The sequence below is a fragment of the Cronobacter universalis NCTC 9529 genome, from assembly GCF_001277175.1.
Lineage (GTDB): Bacteria > Pseudomonadota > Gammaproteobacteria > Enterobacterales > Enterobacteriaceae > Cronobacter > Cronobacter universalis.
The window spans coordinates 1,316,976-1,331,076 of the sequence record NZ_CP012257.1 but is presented as its reverse complement, the minus strand read 5'-3'; the positions used below and the strand labels follow the sequence as shown (position 1 = coordinate 1,331,076).

Genomic DNA, 14,101 nt, shown 5'->3' with positions numbered 1-14,101 from the left:
TTACGCGCTGACCTGAATCTGGCGCGCGTCGAACGCCTCGCGTAACCGGCGCGCGAACGCCAGCGCGTGCGCGCCGTCGCCATGCAGGCAGACCGTCTGGGCATTCACCGCCGCCCACGCGCCGTCGCGGCTGCGCACCCGCCCTTCCTGCACCATCATCAGCGTGCGCGAGACCGCTTCGTCGTCGTCTTCAATCAACGCGCCCGGCTCGCTGCGCGGCACCAGCGCGCCGTCGGCCAGATAACCGCGATCGGCGAAGACCTCTTCGCGCGTGGCGAGCTGATAACGCGCGCCCGCGCGAATCAGTTCGCTGCCCGCCAGCCCCACCAGGATCAGCGACGCGTCAACATCCTTTACCGCCTGCGCGATAGCGTCGGCGAGCGCCGCGTCTCTCGCCGCCTGGTTATAGAGCATGCCGTGCGGTTTCACATGCGCCAGCCTGCCGCCCTCGGCCTGTGCGATAGCGGCGAGCGCGCCGATCTGATAGAGCGTCTCGGCGTAAATCGTCTCCGGCGGCAGCTGCATCGCCGTGCGCCCGAAGTTTTCACGATCCGCGAACCCCGGATGCGCGCCAATCGCCACGCCGTGCGCCAGCGCCAGCCGCACGCTCTCGCGCATCGTCCGGGCATCGCCCGCATGGAAGCCGCAGGCGATGTTGGCGGAGCTAATCAGCGGCATCAGTTGCGCGTCGTTGCCGCAGCCTTCGCCGAGATCGGCGTTAAGATCAATCTTCATCGTTAAGCCGCCATGCCAGTTGTTGAAGGTAACGCGCCCGGTCGCTGCGCGCCTGCAGCGCCTCTTCGATGGAGCACTGCACGAAGTGAATCGGCTCGCCCAGGCGCAGCTGCGCGAGGTTGTAGCGATCGGCGTCGATCACGCACGCGATGCGCGGATAGCCGCCGGTGGTCTGGGCGTCATTCATCAGCACGATAGGCTGTCCGCCGTGCGGCACCTGCACCACGCCCGGCAGCAGGCCGTGGGAGAGTAAATCGCGTTCGGTGGTGCGCTCCAGCATGTGGCCGTGCAGCCGGTAGCCCATGCGGTTACTCTGCGGGCTCAACTGCCACGGCGTGCGCCAGAAGGCTTCTTTCGCCGCGTGGCTGAATTCGTGATATTCCGGTCCCGGCAGCGCGCGAATGCGGTTGCCCCACAGCAGTTGCTTCACGCCGCGCGCCTCGCGGAAATGACGCGTGGGCGGATTGACGGGCAGTTCATCGCCGTCGCGCAGGAGCCGCCCTTCAAAACCGCCGACGCCCGCTTTCACATCGGTACTGCGCGAGCCCATCACTTCCGGCACGTCGAAACCGCCCGCCAGCGCCAGGTAGCTGCGCATACCGCGGCGCGGCAGCTTCAGGCTCAGGCGCTGGCCCGCGCGGGCGAGCAGACGCCAGCCGGTCCAGACGGCGCGCTCATCAAGCGTCGCATCGCAGCCCGCGCCGGTGAGCGCAAACCAGGTGTCTTCGGTGAACTCCACCACGCACTGGCCGAGCGTTATCTCCAGCGCCGCCGCATCAGGGTCGTTGCCCACCAGCAGGTTGGCGATGTGCAGCGACGGGCCATCCAGCGCGCCGCACTGGCTCACACCGTACTGGCGTAGTCCGAAACGGCCGCCATCCTGAATGGTGGCGTGGATGCCCGCGCGAATGATCTTCAGCATACGCCCTCCTTTTGCGGCACAAAGCGCACGGTGTCGCCCGGCGCGAGCAGGCCCGGCGGGTTATTGCGCGGATCAAACAGCGCAAGCGGCGTATGGCCGATAATCTGCCAGCCGCCGGGCGTGGGCAGCGGATAGATGCCGGTCTGGCTGCCGCCGATGCCGACCGATCCTGCGGACACCTGAAGACGCGGCTCCGCGCGGCGCGGCGTGGCAAGCTCAGGCGCGAGCCCGCCGAGATACGGAAAGCCCGGCTGAAAGCCGATGAAATAGACCACGTAATCGACCTGCGCGTGCATCTCCACCACCTGCTTTTCACTGAGTTCGGCATGGTTCGCCACCACCCCGAGATCCGGCCCGCCTTCTCCGCCGTACACCACCGGGATCTCGATGCGCCGCGCGTCGGGAACGATCGCCTCGCTCTCCTCCCACCAGCGTTGCAGCCGCTCGATAGCGTCCAGCGCCATCGTGCCCGGCTCGCGCAGCATCACGGTAATGTTATTCATGCCGGGAATGACTTCCACCACGGCGGGCACGTCCGCGAGACGCTGCACCAGCCCCCAGATGCGCTGCTGGCTGGCAAGCGTGACGGGCGGCTCCAGCTCCAGTACCACGGCGCTTTCGCCTAACAGATAACAACGGGCTCGCTGCACGTTTTCCTCTCTTGTGTTGGTTAAGCCGGGTTCGGGATATCGATAAAGGTCACGTCCAGATCGGTGGTTTCGTTCAGCCACTCGCTGAGCGCGCGAATGCCGCCGCGCTCGGTGGCGTGGTGGCCTGCCGCGTAGAAGTGCAGCGACTGCTCGCGCGCCGAGTGGATGGTCTGCTCAGACACTTCGCCGGTGATAAAGGCGTCGACGCCGAAACGCGCCGCGCTGTCGATAAAGCCCTGCCCGCCGCCGGTGCACCAGGCGACGCGCTTAATCAGGTCCGGCCCGGTATCGCCGCACCACAGCGGGCGGCGGCCCAGACGCGCTTCAAGCCAGGAGGCGAACTCCGGGCCCGATACCGCCATCGACAGCTCGCCCCACGGCACCAGCGGCTCGATCTCGCCCTTCACTTCAATGCCGAGCAGCTGCGCCAGCTGGACGTTATTGCCAAGCTGCGGATGCGCATCGAGCGGCAGATGCCAGCCGTAGAGGTTAATATCGTTAGTGAGCAGCGTCTTCAGGCGGTTGCGCTTCATGCCGCGCACTACCGGCGATTCGCCTTTCCAGAAATAGCCGTGATGCACAATCACCGCGTCGGCCTCCAGGCGCACCGCTTCGTCGAGCAGCGCCTGGCTTGCGGTGACGCCGGTGACGATTTTGCGCACCTCATCGCGGCCCTCAACCTGCAAGCCGTTCGGGGCGTAGTCGCTGAACGTCGCGCTGTTGAGCTTGTCGTTGATCAGTTGTTCCAGTTCGCTGTTTTTCATGGTCTCTCTCTTATTCCTTGCGGGCCGCTTCATACGCCGCGAGCGTCGCGACGCGCGCCTGTTTGTGATCGACGATAGGCTGCGGGTAACGCAGCGCCTTGCCGTTTTTCTTCGCCCAGGCGTGCGGCTCGTGCACCGCCTTGCCGGGAATATGGCTCAGTTCCGGCACCCAGCGGCGGATAAAGTCGCCCTCGGCGTCAAACCGCTGCCCCTGCGTGGTGGGGTTGAAGATACGGAAATAGGGCGCGGCGTCGGTGCCGGTGGAGGCGGCCCACTGCCAGCCGCCGTTATTGGCGGCAAAGTCGCCGTCGATTAGCTGCGACATAAAATAGCGTTCGCCGCGCCGCCAGTCGACCAGTAAGTCTTTGACCAGAAAGCTTGCGGCGATCATCCGCAGCCGGTTGTGCATCCAGCCCGTGGCGTTCATCTGGCGCATGGCGGCGTCGACAATCGGATACCCCGTCCTGCCTTCGCACCACGCCTGAAAATGCGCGTCGTTGCGCTGCCACGCCACCCGCGCCGTCCAGTCGATAAACGGCTGATGGCGGCACAGGTGCGGCCAGGCGACGATAAGATGTCGATAAAATTCGCGCCAGATAAGCTCGTTCAGCCACACCGCCCCGCTGCCGCCTTCCAGCGCGCGTGGGTGTTCGGTTAAAAGACGATGCAGGCACTGGCGCGGCGAGAGCACGCCGATGGCGAGATACGGCGACAGCAAACTGGTGCCGCGAATCGCCGGGAAATCGCGCTTTTCCGGATAATCGCCCGCGGCCGTCTGGCAAAACTCACGCAGGCGTTTAAGCGCCGCCTCTTCGCCCGCCGGGAACAGCAGCGCGTCCGGCGTCTCACACGGATAATCGAACGGCGCAAGCGCAGGCAGGTCGGTTATCGCGCCGCCGTTACGCGGCTTCGGCGCGCTGACGCAGGGCGGTAATCCTTCGCCGAGACGGTGTATAAACGCCCGGCTGTAAGGCGTGAACACTTTATACATCTCGCCGTTGCCGGTCACGACGCTTCCGGGCGGCAGCATTACGCTGTCGTCAAAGCCCTGACAGGCGACGCGGCCTTCCAGCCTGTGCTCAACCGCCGCATCGCGCCGGGCTTCATTCAGCTCATACTGATAGTTGTAAAAGAGCGTGGAAACCTGCTGTTCGTCGCAAAATGCGGCCAGCGCGTCCACGGCGGCGGCGAAATCGGGCGCCTCGCGCGTAAACAGCGCAATGCCACGCGCTGCCAGCGCCTGTTGCAGGGCTTCCAGATTCTGGTGAATAAATGCCGCCTGACGCGGCGCGAGGGTGTGATCGCGCCACTGCTGCGGGGTCGCGATAAACAGGCCGATCACCCGCGCGTCGGGGTCCCGGCAGGCGGCGGCGAGCGCCAGATTGTCGTTAACGCGCAGATCCGCGCGAAACCAGACCAGATGCGTGGTCATAACACTCCTTGTTTAACGGCCGTAGCGCAGGCGAAGCGATTCCGGGTACGGCTCGAAGTAGCGTTGTTGATCAAGGTAAGGGTCGGGGAATTCCGCCATGTAGTGCTTAAGCAGCGTCACCGGCGCCAGCAGCGGCTGCGTGCCCTGACGGTAACGGTCGATAAGCGTGGAGAGCTCCTGACGCTGACGCCCGTTAAGCTGGTTGCGGAAATAGCCCTGCACATGCATCAGCACGTTGGTGTGATTGCGGCGGGTCGCCTGGATGGAGAGCAGCGTCATCAGGCGCAGGCGGTACTCGTCGAAAAACGCCTCCAGCGAATCCCACTGGTCGATAGCGGCCACAAAGCGCCCCAGTTCGCGGTAGAGCGGCTGCGAATGCGCCAGCAGCAGCAGTTTGTAGCGGCTGTGGAAGGCGATGAGATTGCCGCGCGTCAGCCCTTCGGCGCGCAGCGCGTGAAGTTCATGCAGCGTATAGATGCGCTCGACGAAGTTTTCGCGAATGGCCGGATCGTGCAGGCGCCCGTCCTCTTCCACCGGCAGCCACGGCAGCGCGTTCATCAGAATATCCGTGTAGATGCCGCGACCGGCTTTACGGTTGTTTTTGCCATCCGCATCGTAGACGCGCACGCGCTCCATGCCGCAGCTTGGCGATTTCGCGCAGACGATATAGCCGCACAGGTGATCCAGACGGCTGACGCGCTCGCGCGAAAAGGTTTCCATCTCAGCGGTTAAATCCCCTTCGCGCTTATCGCTAAAACGCAGCGCCAGGCCCTCGTCGGTTTTCACCAGACGCAACGCCGGGCGCGGCACCGGCAGGCCGACGGCCATCTCCGGGCAGACGGGCTCATACTTCACCCAGGGCGCCAGCTCTTCCACCGCAAAGGCGAGCCGTTTATGGCCGCCGTCAAAACGCACATTTTCCCCTAAAAGACAGGCGCTAATGCCAACAGGGATTTTTATACTCATTCGGCCATCCTCATTTTTATACACTCTCAGTGTAGCCAGAGGCGGCCTGTTAACACCAGTCTGATGACTGCGAAAAACGCAGCGGCGCGGCGTATCGCAGGCATAAAAAAACCGCTCTTTATGAGCGGTTTTTCAGGGAGTCGCGCGAATCAGTAGAAATAGCTGGCGGTTTGTTCAGCCTGCGCCATCCAGACCGGCTGATCGCTGGTTTTCGACCACACGCGATGCAGATAGCTGTAAAAACGCGAACGGTCTTTCCAGAACAGCATCACCGGCAGGGCCGCAATGCCGACCAGGAGCACTACCGCGCGACGCAGGAAGACCTGATGCGCAGGATATTTTTTATATAAAGACATAGGTTTTTCCCCCTTAACTTAACTGCCCGGCAATCAAGGCCGGAAACCGGATTCTGTGAGCTGGTTAAAATTGTATCGCTTTGCCTGTAATTTTACTACTCATCCGACCAGCTTTTAGGGCGAATTCTTACCATCTTTACAATTGATATCGTAAATAAGTTACAAAACGGTTAAATAAATACTAACCCGCAGTTAAATCATGGCTTTTGCCATTTTTATATTTTTTTTACACCCCGCTTCGCGATTTTTGCGAAACCTTTACGCCTGAATCCCTACCCTCTGCACATATTCAAAAAACCCCACTGGAGGTGGATTGTGAGTGCAGGCCTGATAACCGGCATCGTGCTGGTTTTCCTGTTGCTGGGCTATCTGGTATACGCCCTGATTAATGCGGAGGCGTTCTGATGGCGGCGTCCGCATTTTTACTTATCGCCAGTTTCCTGCTGGTGCTGATGGCGCTGGCGAAACCGCTGGGCAGCCTGCTGGCCCGGCTGATTAACGGCGACCCTTTGCCGGGCGTGGGCGGCGTGGAGCGCGCGCTCTGGGCCGTGCTCGGCATTCGTCAGGAAGAGATGGACTGGAAACGCTACCTGCTGGCTATTCTGGTGTTTAACACGCTCGGTCTGGCGCTACTGTTCGCCATTCTGATGTGCCAGGGCGTGCTGCCGCTGAACCCGCAGAACCTGCCGGGGCTCTCCTGGCATCTGGCGCTCAACACGGCGGTGAGTTTCGTCGCCAATACCAACTGGCAGTCGTACGCGGGTGAAAGCACCGTCAGCTATTTCAGCCAGATGGCGGGCCTCGCGGTGCAGAACTTCCTCTCGGCGGCGACCGGCATTGCGGTGGCGTTTGCGCTGATCCGCGCCTTTGCGCGCCAGTCGGCGACGACACTTGGCAACGCCTGGCAGGATCTCACCCGCGTCACGCTGTGGGTGCTGATGCCCATTTCGCTGATTATCGCCCTGTTTTTTATTCAGCAAGGCGCGATTCAGAACTTCTCGGCCTACCAGCCGTTCACCACGCTGGAAGGCGCGCGGCAGATGCTGCCGATGGGGCCGGTGGCGTCGCAGGAGGCGATCAAAATGCTCGGCACCAACGGCGGCGGCTTCTTTAACGCCAACTCCTCGCATCCGTTTGAGAACCCGACCGCGCTGACCAATTTCGTACAGATGCTGGCTATCTTTCTGATCCCGGCGGCGCTCTGCTTCGCCTTTGGCGATGCGGTGGGCGACGCGCGCCAGGGCCGCGCCATTCTCTGGACCATGACGGTGATTTTCGTGGTCTGCGTGGCGCTGGTGATGTGGGCCGAAACCACCGGCAACCCGCACTTCCTCACGCTCGGCGCCGACAGCGCCGCCAATATGGAAGGCAAAGAGAGCCGCTTTGGCATTCTCGCGAGCAGCCTGTTTGCGGTCGTCACCACGGCGGCTTCCTGCGGCGCGGTAAACGCCATGCATGACTCCTTTACCGCGCTCGGCGGCATGATCCCGATGTGGCTGATGCAGATTGGCGAAGTGGTCTTCGGCGGCGTCGGCTCCGGACTGTACGGGATGCTGCTGTTCGTGCTGCTGGGCGTGTTTATCGCGGGCCTGATGATTGGCCGCACGCCGGAATACCTCGGCAAGAAAATCGACGTGCGTGAAATGAAAATGACCGCGCTGGCGATTCTGGTCACCCCTGCGCTGGTGCTGCTCGGCACGGCGCTGGCGATGATGACCGACGCGGGTCGGGCGGGCATCTTCAACCCCGGCATTCACGGCTTCAGCGAAGTGCTCTACGCGGTGTCGTCCGCCGCCAATAACAACGGCAGCGCCTTCGGCGGCCTCAGCGCCAACACGCCGTTCTGGAACCTGCTGCTGGCGTTCTGCATGTGGTTTGGCCGCTTCCTGGTGATTATCCCGGTGATGGCGATAGCCGGCTCGCTCGCCGCCAAAAAAGCGCAGCCCGCGAGCACCGGCACGCTGCCCACCCACGGCGCGCTGTTTATCGGCCTGCTGACGGGCACAGTGCTGCTGGTCGGCGCCCTGACGTTTATCCCCGCCCTCGCCTTAGGCCCGGTCGCGGAACACCTCTCTTTTGTGAAATGACCATTGCGGAGTCGCTATCCATGAGTCGCAAGCAAATGGCCCTGTTTGAATCCTCGCTGGTTCGTCAGGCGCTTTTCGATGCTCTTAAAAAACTGAGTCCGCGCGCCCAGTGGCGCAACCCGGTCATGTTTATCGTCTGGGTCGGCAGCCTGCTGACCACGCTGATCGCCGTGGCGATTGCCGCCGGCAAACTGCCCGGCGAGGCGCTATTTACCGGCGCCATCAGCCTGTGGCTGTGGTTTACGGTGCTGTTCGCCAATTTCGCCGAAGCGCTGGCCGAAGGCCGCAGCAAAGCCCAGGCCAACAGCCTGAAGGGTGTGAAAAAGACCGCGTTCGCCCGCAAGCTGCGCGCGCCGCATCACGACGCCCAGATGGATCACATCCCCGCCGCTGACCTGCGCAAAGGCGATATCGTGCTGGTGGAAGCGGGCGATATTATCCCGTGCGACGGCGAGGTGATCGAAGGCGGCGCGTCGGTGGATGAGAGCGCCATTACCGGCGAATCCGCGCCGGTTATCCGAGAATCGGGCGGCGATTTCGCCTCGGTGACCGGCGGCACGCGTATTCTCTCCGACTGGCTGGTTATCCAGTGCAGCGTCAACCCCGGCGAGACGTTCCTTGACCGTATGATTGCGATGGTCGAGAGCGCCGAGCGCCGCAAAACGCCGAACGAAATCGCGCTGACCATTCTGCTGGTGGCGCTGACGATTGTCTTTCTGCTGGCGACCGCCACGCTCTACCCGTTCTCGCAATACGGCGGTACGGCGGTCAGCGTGACGGTGCTGGTGGCGCTGCTGGTGTGCCTGATCCCGACCACTATCGGCGGGCTGCTCTCCGCCATCGGCGTGGCGGGCATGAGCCGGATGCTTGGCGCGAACGTTATCGCCACCAGCGGCCGCGCGGTGGAAGCCGCAGGCGATGTGGACGTGCTGCTGCTCGATAAAACCGGCACCATCACGCTCGGCAACCGCCAGGCGTCTGACTTCCTGCCCGCCCCCGGCGTGGATGAAAAAACGCTGGCTGACGCCGCCCAGCTGGCCTCGCTTGCCGATGAAACGCCGGAAGGCCGCAGCATCGTGGTGCTGGCTAAGCAGCGCTTTAACCTGCGCGAGCGCGACGTTCAGCATCTTCAGGCCACTTTTGTGCCCTTCACCGCCCAGACGCGCATGAGCGGCATCAACGTGCAGGACCGCATGATCCGTAAAGGCTCGGTGGACGCCATTCGCCGCCATGTGGAAGCCAACGGCGGCCAGTTCCCGGCGCAGGTCGACACACTCGTGGAAGGCGTGGCGCGCACCGGCGGTACGCCGCTGGTGGTGGCCGAAGGCGCGCAGGTGCTCGGCGTTATCGCGCTGAAAGATATCGTCAAAGGCGGCATTAAAGAGCGCTTCGCGCAGCTGCGCAAAATGGGTATCAAGACGGTGATGATTACCGGCGATAACCGGCTGACCGCCGCCGCCATCGCCGCTGAAGCGGGCGTGGACGATTTTCTCTCCGAAGCCACGCCCGAGGCGAAACTGGCGCTGATCCGCCAGTACCAGGCCGAAGGACGGCTGGTGGCGATGACCGGCGACGGCACCAACGACGCCCCGGCGCTGGCCCAGGCCGATGTGGCGGTGGCGATGAACTCTGGCACCCAGGCGGCGAAAGAAGCGGGCAACATGGTGGATCTCGACTCTAACCCCACCAAGCTCATCGAAGTGGTGCACATCGGCAAACAGATGCTGATGACGCGCGGCTCGCTGACGACGTTCAGCATCGCCAACGACGTGGCGAAATATTTCGCCATTATCCCGGCGGCGTTCGCGGCGACCTATCCGCAACTGAACGCGCTGAACGTGATGCATCTGCACTCGCCGGCCTCGGCCATTCTCAGCGCCGTTATTTTTAATGCGCTGATTATCGTCTTTCTCATCCCGCTGGCGCTGAAAGGCGTGAGCTACAAGCCGCTCGCGGCGGCGGCGATGCTGCGCCGCAACCTGTGGATTTACGGTCTGGGCGGGCTGGTGGTGCCGTTTATCGGCATCAAGCTTATCGACCTGCTGTTAACGCTGTCTGGTCTGGTTTAAAAAGGAATCATTATGGCTATGTTACGTCCCGCCCTCACCCTGCTGGTTTTCCTGACGATCCTCACCGGCGGCGTCTATCCGCTGGCGACCACGGTGCTCGGCCAGTGGTGGTTTAAAGACCAGGCGGAAGGCTCGCTTATCCGCCAGCATGATGAAGTGCGCGGCTCGCGCCTGATTGGCCAGGCGTTCAGCGACGCGAAATATTTCCAGGGCCGCCCTTCCGCGACGGCCGAAGCGCCTTATAATCCAATGGCTTCCGGCGGGAGTAACCTCGCCGCCAGCAACCCGGCGCTGGATAAAGAGGTTCAGGCCCGCGTACAGGCGCTGCGCGCCTCCAACCCCGACGCCCGTGCGGCGGTGCCGGTGGAGTTGGTGACGGCCTCCGCGAGCGGTCTTGATTACGGCATTACGCCGGACGCCGCCTTCTGGCAGGCGCCGCGCGTGGCGCAGGCTCGCGGCATCTCTGAAGCGGAAGTGGGACGCCTTATCCGTGAGAACACCGACGCGCCGATCGCGGGCTTTCTCGGCCAGCCGGTGGTCAATGTACTGCAACTGAACCTGGCGCTGGACGCCCTGCAACCGTAAGGAACCATCATGACCGAAGAGCCGATGCGCCCCGACCCGGACCGCCTGCTGGTGCAGACGCAGGGCCGGACGCGCGGAAAACTCAAAATCTTCTTCGGCGCCTGCGCAGGCGTAGGAAAAACCTACGCCATGTTGCAGGAGGCCCAGCGTCTTCGGGCGCAGGGGCTCGATATCCTGGTCGGCGTGGTGGAAACGCACGGCCGCCAGGAGACCGCGGCGTTACTCAAGGGGCTGGCTATCCAGCCCCTTAAGCGTATTCATCACCGGGGCCGCGTGGTGCAGGAGTTCGATCTCGACGCGGCGCTTGCGCGTAACCCGGCGCTGATCCTGATGGACGAGCTGGCGCACAGCAACGCGCCCGGCTCTCGCCACCCGAAGCGCTGGCAGGATGTCGATGAGCTGCTCGACGCGGGCATTGACGTCTTTACCACCGTTAACGTCCAGCACCTCGAGAGCCTTAACGATGTGGTGGGCGGCGTCACCGGCATTCAGGTGCGCGAAACCGTGCCCGACCCGATTTTCGATGCGGCGGATGAAATCGTGCTGGTGGATCTGCCGCCGGACGATCTGCGCCAGCGGTTGCATGAAGGCAAAGTCTATATCGCAGGCCAGGCGGAGCGCGCCATCGAGCATTTCTTTCGCAAAGGCAATCTTATCGCGCTGCGCGAGCTGGCGCTGCGCCGTACCGCCGACCGGGTGGACGACCAGATGCGCGCCTGGCGCGACCGCCAGGGCCAGGAGAAAGTCTGGCACACGCGCGACGCCATTCTGCTGTGCGTCGGCCAGGGCGCAGGCAACGAAAAGCTGGTGCGCACCGCCGCGCGCCTGGCGGCGCGGCTTGGGAGCGTCTGGCACGCGGTTTATGTGGAGACGCCGCGTCTGCACCAGCTACCGGAAACCGCGCGGCGCGCTATTCTGAGCGCCCTGCATCTCGCCCAGGAGCTGGGCGCGGAGACCGCCACCCTCGCCGACCCGGTCGAGGAGAAAGCCGTCCTGCGCTACGCCCGCGAGCATAACCTCGGCAAAATCGTCATCGGGCGGCGCAATAAACGCCGCTGGTGGAGTCAGGATACGTTCGCCGAACGGCTCGCGCGCCACGCGCCGGATCTCGATTTGCTGATTGTGGCGCTGGATGACAAACCGGCGCCTGCCAGCGCCAAAGCCGCCGATAACCGCCCGTTTATGGAGAAATGGCGGGTACAGCTGCGCGGCTGCGCGGTGGCGGCGGCGCTCTGCGCGTTGATTACGCTGGTGGCGCACCAGTGGCTTATCGCGTTTGACGCCGCCAACCTGGTGATGGTCTATCTGCTGGGCGTGGTGCTGGTGGCGCTGTTTTATGGCCGCTGGCCGTCGGTGGTGGCGACCGTCATCAACGTGGTGAGCTTCGATCTCTTTTTTATCGCGCCGCGCGGCACGCTGGCAGTCTCGGACGTGCAGTATCTGCTTACTTTCGCGGTGATGCTGAGCGTCGGGCTGATTATCGGCAACCTGACCGCAGGGGTGCGCTACCAGGCGCGTATCGCGCGCTATCGCGAGCAGCGCACCCGCCACCTTTACGAGATGTCCAAAGCGCTGGCGGTGGGCCGCAGCGCGCGCGATATCGCGATCACCAGCCAGCAGTTTATCGCCTCTACCTTTCACGCGCGCGGCCTGCTGCTGCTGCCGGATGACCACGGCAAGCTGCAACCGCCGCAGCCGCTCTCGGAAATCACCCCGTGGGATGAAGCCATCGCCCGCTGGAGCTTCGATAAAGGCTTGCCTGCCGGCGCGGGCACCGACACCCTGCCCGGCGTGCCGTATCAGATTTTGCCGCTGCGCACCGCCGGGAAAACGCTCGGGCTGGTGATTGTCGAGCCGGGCAACCTGCGCCAGCTGATGATCCCCGAACAGCAGCGGCTGCTGGAGACCTTTACGTTACTGGTGGCGAGCGCCCTGGAGCGGCTCTTTCTCACCGAGAGCGAAGAACAAGCGCGGCTCGCCAGCGAACGCGAACAGCTTCGCAACTCTTTGCTGGCCGCACTCTCTCACGACCTGCGCACGCCGCTGACGGTGCTGTTCGGCCAGGCGGAGATCCTGACGCTCGATCTGGCGTCCGAAGGCTCGAAACACGCGCCGCAGGCGAGCGAAATCCGCCAGCATGTGCTGAACACCGCACGGCTGGTGAATAATCTGCTGGATATGGCGCGCATTCAGTCCGGCGGTTTTAACCTGCGCAAAGAGTGGCTGACGCTTGAAGAAGTGGTGGGCAGCGCGCTCAAGATGCTGGAGCCGGGTCTCGGCGGGCGGCACATCGACCTCAACCTTAGCGATCCGCTCACACTGATTCATGTCGACGGCCCGCTCTTTGAACGGGTGCTGATTAACCTTCTGGAGAACGCCGCCAAATACGCAGGCGCCCGGGCGCAGATAGGCGTGCGCGCGGGCTGGCGCGACGACCGGCTCGATCTGGAAGTCTGGGACAACGGCCCCGGCATTCCGGCTGGTCAGGAACAGGCTATCTTTGCTAAATTCGCTCGCGGCAATAAAGAATCCGCTATTCCCGGCGTCGGTCTGGGGCTGGCGATTTGTCAGGCGATTGTCGAGGTGCACGGCGGCGAGATTTACGCCCGTAACCGCCCGGAAGGCGGCGCCAGTTTTCATGTGCTGCTGCCCAAAGAAACGCCCCCGGAACTGGATATCCACGAGGTCATGTGATTAGCGTTCTGATAGTCGAAGATGAAAAAGAGATCCGCCGCTTTCTGCGCACGGCGCTGGAGAGCGAAGGGCTGCGCGTCTATGACGCCGAAACCCTCCAGCGCGGGCTGATTGAAGCCGCCACCCGCAAGCCCGATCTGGTGATCCTCGATCTCGGCCTGCCGGATGGCGACGGCATCGATTTTATCCGCGACTATCGCCAGTGGAGCCAGACGCCAGTGATTGTCCTGTCGGCACGCAGCGACGAGCAGGACAAAATCGCGGCGCTGGATGCCGGCGCCGATGATTTTCTCGCGAAGCCGTTCGGCATCGGCGAATTGCAGGCGCGGCTGCGCGTCGCCCTGCGCCGCCACGGCAGCGCGAGCCAGAGCGATCCGGTGGTAAGCTTTTCCGATATTACGGTCGATCTGGCCGCAAGACGCATCACGCGCGGCGCGGAGGAGATCCACCTGACGCCGATTGAGTTCCGCCTGCTGGGCGTGCTGCTGAATAACCCCGGCAAAGTGCTGACCCAGCGCCAGCTGTTAAGCCAGGTGTGGGGGCCGAACGCGGTCGAGCATAGCCACTATCTGCGTATCTATATGGGCCATCTGCGCCAGAAGCTGGAAAGCGATCCAGCGCGCCCGCGCCACCTGCTGACTGAAACCGGCATCGGCTACCGCTTTATGCTTTAACGCTAACGCCGCGTCACGCCTGGCGCGGCTTTAAATATCCCCTCTCTTTTATTTTGAATAGCCTTTCAGCACTTTCCGTTATTTATTCATTTGTTATTTCCCGTCTGTCGACAATAAAGCCATTACTTCATCAAAATAAAATAACACCCTTTATTAACCGAGCATTT

General features: G+C 63.0%; 13 protein-coding genes. 6 read left to right on the top strand and 7 right to left on the bottom strand.

Annotated elements, in window-relative coordinates:
- The 7 genes from pxpA to AFK65_RS06030 form a co-directional block, all read right to left on the bottom strand.
- Positions 1 to 735, bottom strand: coding sequence for a 5-oxoprolinase subunit PxpA (pxpA, locus tag AFK65_RS06060; protein ID WP_038857695.1), 735 nt, complete (start codon positions 733 to 735; stop codon positions 1 to 3).
- A complete protein-coding gene (gene pxpC / locus AFK65_RS06055; RefSeq protein WP_038857696.1) occupies positions 725 to 1,657 on the bottom strand; it encodes a 5-oxoprolinase subunit PxpC in 933 nt (310 codons plus the stop codon). Before pxpC ends, pxpA begins: the two co-directional genes overlap by 11 nt.
- Positions 1,651 to 2,307, bottom strand: a complete 657-nt coding sequence (gene pxpB, locus AFK65_RS06050) for a 5-oxoprolinase subunit PxpB (protein ID WP_038857698.1) — start codon at positions 2,305 to 2,307, stop codon at positions 1,651 to 1,653. The genes pxpC and pxpB overlap by 7 nt, the downstream gene beginning before the upstream one ends.
- Positions 2,308 to 2,327: 20 nt before the next feature.
- Positions 2,328 to 3,071 (bottom strand): type 2 GTP cyclohydrolase I, encoded by a 744-nt coding sequence (locus AFK65_RS06045; protein ID WP_038857700.1) that lies wholly within the window; start codon positions 3,069 to 3,071, stop codon positions 2,328 to 2,330.
- 10 nt (positions 3,072 to 3,081) lie between these two features.
- Entirely contained in the window at positions 3,082 to 4,503 is a 1,422-nt protein-coding gene (phrB, locus tag AFK65_RS06040; RefSeq protein WP_038857702.1) for a deoxyribodipyrimidine photo-lyase, read from the bottom strand.
- Between the two features lie 12 nt (positions 4,504 to 4,515).
- Entirely contained in the window at positions 4,516 to 5,469 is a 954-nt protein-coding gene (locus AFK65_RS06035; protein WP_007706790.1) for a YbgA family protein, read from the bottom strand.
- A 149-nt stretch (positions 5,470 to 5,618) separates the two neighbouring features.
- Positions 5,619 to 5,825, bottom strand: coding sequence for a YbfA family protein (locus AFK65_RS06030; protein WP_007706789.1), 207 nt, complete (start codon positions 5,823 to 5,825; stop codon positions 5,619 to 5,621).
- 315 nt (positions 5,826 to 6,140) lie between these two features.
- On the opposite strand from AFK65_RS06030, the gene kdpF reads away from it, so the two are divergent.
- Genes kdpF through kdpE form a run of 6 tightly spaced genes read left to right on the top strand, consistent with a single transcriptional unit; the run spans position 6,141 to position 13,934 of the window.
- Complete coding sequence (gene kdpF, locus AFK65_RS20755; RefSeq protein WP_015386886.1) at positions 6,141 to 6,230, top strand: K(+)-transporting ATPase subunit F; 90 nt, start codon at positions 6,141 to 6,143, stop codon at positions 6,228 to 6,230.
- Positions 6,230 to 7,912, top strand: coding sequence for a potassium-transporting ATPase subunit KdpA (gene kdpA, locus AFK65_RS06025; RefSeq protein ID WP_038857703.1), 1,683 nt, complete (start codon positions 6,230 to 6,232; stop codon positions 7,910 to 7,912). Before kdpF ends, kdpA begins: the two co-directional genes overlap by 1 nt.
- Before the next feature lie 20 nt (positions 7,913 to 7,932).
- Positions 7,933 to 9,981, top strand: a complete 2,049-nt coding sequence (kdpB, locus tag AFK65_RS06020) for a potassium-transporting ATPase subunit KdpB (protein ID WP_038857706.1) — start codon at positions 7,933 to 7,935, stop codon at positions 9,979 to 9,981.
- Between the two features lie 12 nt (positions 9,982 to 9,993).
- A complete protein-coding gene (kdpC, locus tag AFK65_RS06015) occupies positions 9,994 to 10,566 on the top strand; it encodes a potassium-transporting ATPase subunit KdpC (protein ID WP_038857707.1) in 573 nt (190 codons plus the stop codon).
- Between the two features lie 9 nt (positions 10,567 to 10,575).
- Positions 10,576 to 13,260, top strand: a complete 2,685-nt coding sequence (gene kdpD / locus AFK65_RS06010; protein ID WP_038857708.1) for a two-component system sensor histidine kinase KdpD — start codon at positions 10,576 to 10,578, stop codon at positions 13,258 to 13,260.
- Positions 13,257 to 13,934 carry a two-component system response regulator KdpE gene (gene kdpE / locus AFK65_RS06005; protein WP_032993577.1) on the top strand — a complete coding sequence of 226 codons (678 nt, stop codon included), beginning with the start codon at positions 13,257 to 13,259 and terminating at the stop codon, positions 13,932 to 13,934. Before kdpD ends, kdpE begins: the two co-directional genes overlap by 4 nt.
- Positions 13,935 to 14,101 lie beyond the last annotated feature (167 nt).